The organism is Actinoallomurus acaciae, from assembly GCF_042429965.1.
GTDB lineage: Bacteria > Actinomycetota > Actinomycetes > Streptosporangiales > Streptosporangiaceae > Actinoallomurus > Actinoallomurus acaciae.
Genome location: NZ_JBHLZP010000583.1, coordinates 1 through 4,809, shown reverse-complemented (window position 1 = coordinate 4,809; position 4,809 = coordinate 1). Strand labels below are relative to the sequence as shown.

Annotated in this window: 5 protein-coding genes; 4 read left to right on the top strand and 1 reads right to left on the bottom strand. The window is 71.2% G+C overall.

Features of this window, described 5'->3' with window-relative positions:
- A partial coding sequence (locus tag ACFFNX_RS42470) for a S41 family peptidase (RefSeq protein WP_378211916.1) occupies window positions 1–2,018 on the top strand: 2,018 nt, incomplete at its 5' end.
- Window positions 2,019–2,090: 72 nt separating this feature from the next.
- A complete protein-coding gene (locus ACFFNX_RS42465; protein WP_378211915.1) occupies window positions 2,091–2,246 on the top strand; it encodes a hypothetical protein in 156 nt (51 codons plus the stop codon).
- A gap of 594 nt (window positions 2,247–2,840) precedes the next feature.
- Here ACFFNX_RS42465 and ACFFNX_RS42460 read toward each other — a convergent pair.
- The gene (locus ACFFNX_RS42460) at window positions 2,841–3,224 is read right to left on the bottom strand and encodes a hypothetical protein (protein ID WP_378211914.1); all 384 of its coding nucleotides are present in this window, start codon (window positions 3,222–3,224) and stop codon (window positions 2,841–2,843) included.
- Window positions 3,225–3,524: 300 nt separating this feature from the next.
- Between ACFFNX_RS42460 and ACFFNX_RS42455 the strand changes: the two genes are divergently transcribed.
- On the top strand, window positions 3,525–4,418 hold the full coding sequence (locus ACFFNX_RS42455; protein WP_378211913.1) for an SPFH domain-containing protein: 894 nt from the start codon (window positions 3,525–3,527) through the stop codon (window positions 4,416–4,418).
- A 71-nt stretch (window positions 4,419–4,489) separates the two neighbouring features.
- A complete protein-coding gene (locus ACFFNX_RS42450) occupies window positions 4,490–4,678 on the top strand; it encodes a type II toxin-antitoxin system antitoxin (RefSeq protein ID WP_378211917.1) in 189 nt (62 codons plus the stop codon).
- Window positions 4,679–4,809 lie beyond the last annotated feature (131 nt).

Genomic DNA, 4,809 nt, shown 5'->3' with positions numbered 1-4,809 from the left:
CCGCGCCCGACGGCGGAATGCTGGCGGTGGCCGCGCACGACGGGCGCCTGCTGCTGGTCGACGTCGCCTCCGGCGAGGTGCGCGAGCTCGCGGCCGGCGAGCACGGTGCGGCCGAGGATCTGACGTTCTCGCCCGACTCGGCCTGGCTCGCCTGGACGCACGCGGGCGCCGAACGGCTGTCGCGGATCCGGCTCGCCCGGGTCGCGGACGGCACGATCGCCGAGGTGACGGACGGCCGGTTCGCCGACAGCGAGCCGGTCTTCACCACCGACGGGGCGCACCTGGTGTTCCTCTCGTGGCGCGGGTTCGACCCCGTCTTCGACCCGCACTTCTTCGACCTGTCGTTCCCGTTCGGCTGCCGGCCCTACCTGGTGCCGCTGGACGCGTCCGCGCCGTCGCCGTTCGAGCCCACGCCGGAGGGCCGGCCGCCCGCCGCGGGCGCCGACGACGACAAGGAGGAGAAGACGCCGCCCACGGTGTCGCTCGACGGCATCGCGGAGCGGGTCGTGCCGGTCCCGGTGCCCGACGCGCGCTACTCCGACCTGAAGGCGGTCAAGAGCGGTCTGGTGTGGCTGCGCCGGCCGCTCACCGGAATGCTCGGCGAGGGCGGCGGCCTGGAGGACGACGGCCGCCCCAAGAACACGCTCGAACGCTACGACCTGGCCAAACGGAACTGCGAAGAGATCATGACCGGGGTCGACCGGCTGAGCGTCAGCGGTGACGGCAAGCGCATGGTGGTCGTCGTCGACGGCGACCTGCGGGTGCTGGGGACCGACGGGTCCGACGACGGGGAGGGCGACGACGCCAAGGTCGACATGTCCCGGCTGCGCGTCACCGCCGAGCCGGCGGTGGAGTGGCGTCACGCGTACGACGAGGCGAGCCGGGTCATGCGCGACTACTACTGGTCGCGTGACATGAACGGCGTCGACTGGGACGCCGTGTCGGCACGCTACCGTCCGCTGCTGGACCGGATCGCGAGCCCGGACGACTTCGCCGATCTGCTGCGGGACGTCCTGGGCGAACTCGGCTCCTCACACGCGTACGTGCACGGCCGTCACCGCGCGACCGGTCCGTGGATGGGGCTGCTCGGGGCCGACCTCGAACGCGACGACGACCGGGTCTGGCGCGTGACCCGGATACTGCCCGCCGAGACCTCCGACCCGTACGCCCGGTCTCCGCTCGCGGTGCCCGGCGTCCAGGTGCGGCCCGGCGACGCAGTGGTGGCCGTGGGCGGCCGGCCGGTGGACGACGTCACCGGGCCGGGCCCGCTGCTCGCGGGTACCCACGACACGCTCACCGAGCTGACGATCGCCCCCGGCGCCGGGGGACCGGTACGGCGGATCGTCGTCCGTCCCCTGTTCATCGACCGGCGGCTGCGCTATCAGGCCTGGGTCGCCGAGCGGCGGGCGCACGTACGCGAGCTCGGCGACGGCCGGCTCGGCTACCTGCACATCCCGGACATGGACGGCATGGGCTGGGCGCAGTTCCACCGTGACCTGCGCAGCGAGATCGCCCAGGAGGGGCTCGTCGTCGACGTCCGGGGCAACCGGGGCGGGATGGTCTCCGAACTCGTCGTGGAGAAACTCGCCCGCCGCGTCGTCGGCTGGGAGGTGGGCCGCCACCGCAGTCCGGTGAGCTACCCGAGGGACGCGCCGCGCGGCCCGGTCGTCGTCCTCGCCGACGAGCACACCTGCTCCGACGGCGACATCCTCACCGCGGCGGTCCGTTCTCTCGGACTGGGCACGATCGTCGGCACGCGGACGTGGGGCGGTGTCACCGGCATCGACGGCGCCCACCGGCTGGTGGACGGCACGGGCGTCACGGTGCCGCGCTACCCGATCTGGTTCAACGGGTACGGCTGGGACCTGGAGAACCAGGGCGTCGCGCCGGACGTCGAGGTGGTGATGGGACCGGACGACTGGGCGGCGGGCCGCGACCCGCAGCTGGAGACCGCCGTACGGATCGCCTTGGAACGCCTCGCCGAGCACCCGGCCGCGATGCCACCGCCTCGTCCCTGACGGCAGAGGGGTCCTCGTGGTATCTGATACTCGCGGCGCCATCGTCGGGCGAACGACGACAGACGGGACTCGGTGAGTGTTGCAGGCAGGGAGGCGGAGCGGCTGGGCCTGTCCGGCTCCCTGAGACGATGTTTTCGCGGCGCGCCTCGCATGACCGCCGCCGAGGTCGAGACCGTTCTCTTCAAGAGCCCCGCGGCGGAGGCACGGCGGATCGTGGAGACCGCGTGATGTACGTCGCATATCACGCCGGTGCCGTCGACGAGGCGGCGCTGAGGCGGATGTACGCGAAGGCGGCCGACGCGGCATCGGCCGCCTGGCACGAGCAGGGCGACTCATGGTCGGCCGAATCCGCCTATTGGAAGGTGACGGACGACCCCCTTCTGAGGGGCGAACGCACCCCGTTCAAGATCGACCCCACGACGGAGACCGGCGGGAGGTCCTCAGCCACTGGGTTCATCCTCATCGGATGCCGCCCGACGGGGTCGCCGCGCTCGATCCGGCCGGACGCGTACTGTGGCGGCTGTGTCCGTGCGGCGTCGTCGCCGGGCGGGGGACGGCGCCCTTGATCATCGCGTACGGCACGGGTCCCGAGCTGCTCAGGCTCGTCGAGTACGACGCCTGTGGCGTCCCCCGGCGCACCTGGCCCGTCCCGTTCGGGGCGGCCTTCACGCGGGAGAAGGGCACCGTCGCCTCGAACCGGGAGCCGAGTAGGCCCACAGGCCGGTTCGGGTGCGGCTCTTGGCGAGCAGGCCCTTCGAGGCGGTGGCCCACATCGCCGGGGCCCGTGCGCAGTCGATCAGCGTGGAGCAGGCCCCGCCGGGATCAATGCGTGAAGTAGTACTTCGCCTCACCGGACATACACGCGATCACGGTGACGGCAAGGCCGATCGCGACCACGTGGCCGAGATTACCGTTTCCGCTCACCAGCGTGATGACGCCACTGACGCCGGAAAGGCTTTCGGCGACGATCACCGCGATCCGTATCCACCGTCGGCGGCCGCCCATTCGGACGGCCAGGTACGCGATGGCGCATGCGTACACCAGCATCCAGACGAGCAGCAGAGTGAGGGCCCGGTTCTCGGCCGGCGTGAGCTCTTCGCGCACATCGTCGGACAACGCCCACAGGGCCAGCAGCGCGAACGTGACCAAGGCGACCTTGATCCAGAGAATGACGCGGGCGGCCACCACGGCTCCCGGCATCGCCATGTCCCTGACCTCGTCGAGGTGGGACCGGTGTACTCGACCGGGCGCCCGTGAACCTTCGATCCATCGCGGGTCATGCACGGGGTCTTCCTCTCTGGACAAGATCCTTCGGGTCTCAGGGCGAGGAGCCGGGCATCCGGATCGCCGTGCCCTTGACGACTTCGATGGGCGATGCGGGTCGACGGTTCCCCCGGTTACACCCGCGTGGACCTCGGCGGGTAGCGCCGCGGCGGCCGGGCTCTGGTGAAAAGTGATATCACTATGCTAGATTCCTGCCTGAAGACTTCAGGGAGGATGAGGGTCATGAGTGTGGAGATGCCGAGGCCGCAGGTTGCCGAGCGGAACGTACGTGGGCTGTCCGGATGGCCGGTGGTGGGCGCGATCATCGTCGCCCTGGTCGTCGGGTTCGTGCTCATCGTCACGGGTGCGAACACGGGCGGGGATGTGCTCGCCGGTGTCGGGGTCGCGATCATCGTCATCGCCGCGCTGGCCCTGCCCGGGCTGACCGCCGTCGCGCCGGGGCAGGCGCGCGTGGTGCAACTGCTCGGGCGGTACGCCGGCACGATCCGTACCGACGGGCTGCGGTGGGTGAACCCGCTGACCACCCGGCGGCGGATCTCCACCCGGATCCGTAACCACGAGACCGACGTCGCCAAGGTCAACGACGCCGAGGGCAACCCGATCGAGATGGCCGCGGTCGTCGTGTGGCAGGTGGAGGACACCGCCAAGGCGATCTTCGAGGTGGACGACTTCGTGGAGTTCGTCGCCATCCAGACCGAGACCGCCGTACGGCACATCGCCGGCAGCTACCCCTACGACGCCCACGGCGACGAGCGGCTCTCCCTGCGGGAGAACGCCGACGAGATCACCGGAAAGCTGTCGCGTGAGATCTCCGAGCGTGTCGCGTCGGCGGGCGTCCAGGTCATCGAGTCCCGCATCACCCGCCTGTCGTACGCGCCGGAGATCGCGCAGGCGATGTTGCGCCGCCAGCAGGCGGGGGCGGTCATCGCCGCTCGCCAGCGGATCGTCGACGGTGCCGTCGGCATGGTCGAGTCGGCCCTCACCCGGCTCGCCGACAGTGACGTGGTCGACCTGGACGAGGAGCGGAGGGCCACCATGGTCAGTAACCTGCTCGTCGTGCTCTGCGGCGACCGCGACGCCCAGCCCGTCGTCAACACCGGATCGCTCTACCAGTGACGGACCGCGAGCCGCGTCCCGACGCCGACGGCGATGACGCGCGGCCGGCGGGGCGAGGCGAGCGCAAGAAGGTGCTGCTCCGCCTCGACCCCGCCGTCCACGACGCGCTCGCGCGCTGGGCGTCGGACGAGCTGCGCAGCACCAACGCCCAGATCGAGTTCCTGCTCCGGCGCGCCCTCGGCGACGCGGGCCGGATGCCCCGCAACGCCGGCCGGATGCGCCGGCCCGGCCGACCGTCGAAAGAGGAGTCCGGTCCATGAGTCTTCCCGAATCACTGCCGGCGCGGATGTATCTGCTGGCCTTCGACACCGACAAGAACCGGCTCACCTCGCGTTCCCAGCTCGGGCTGGTGCTGCGGGCCGCCGACCTCGCCGAGCTCTACCTGACCGAG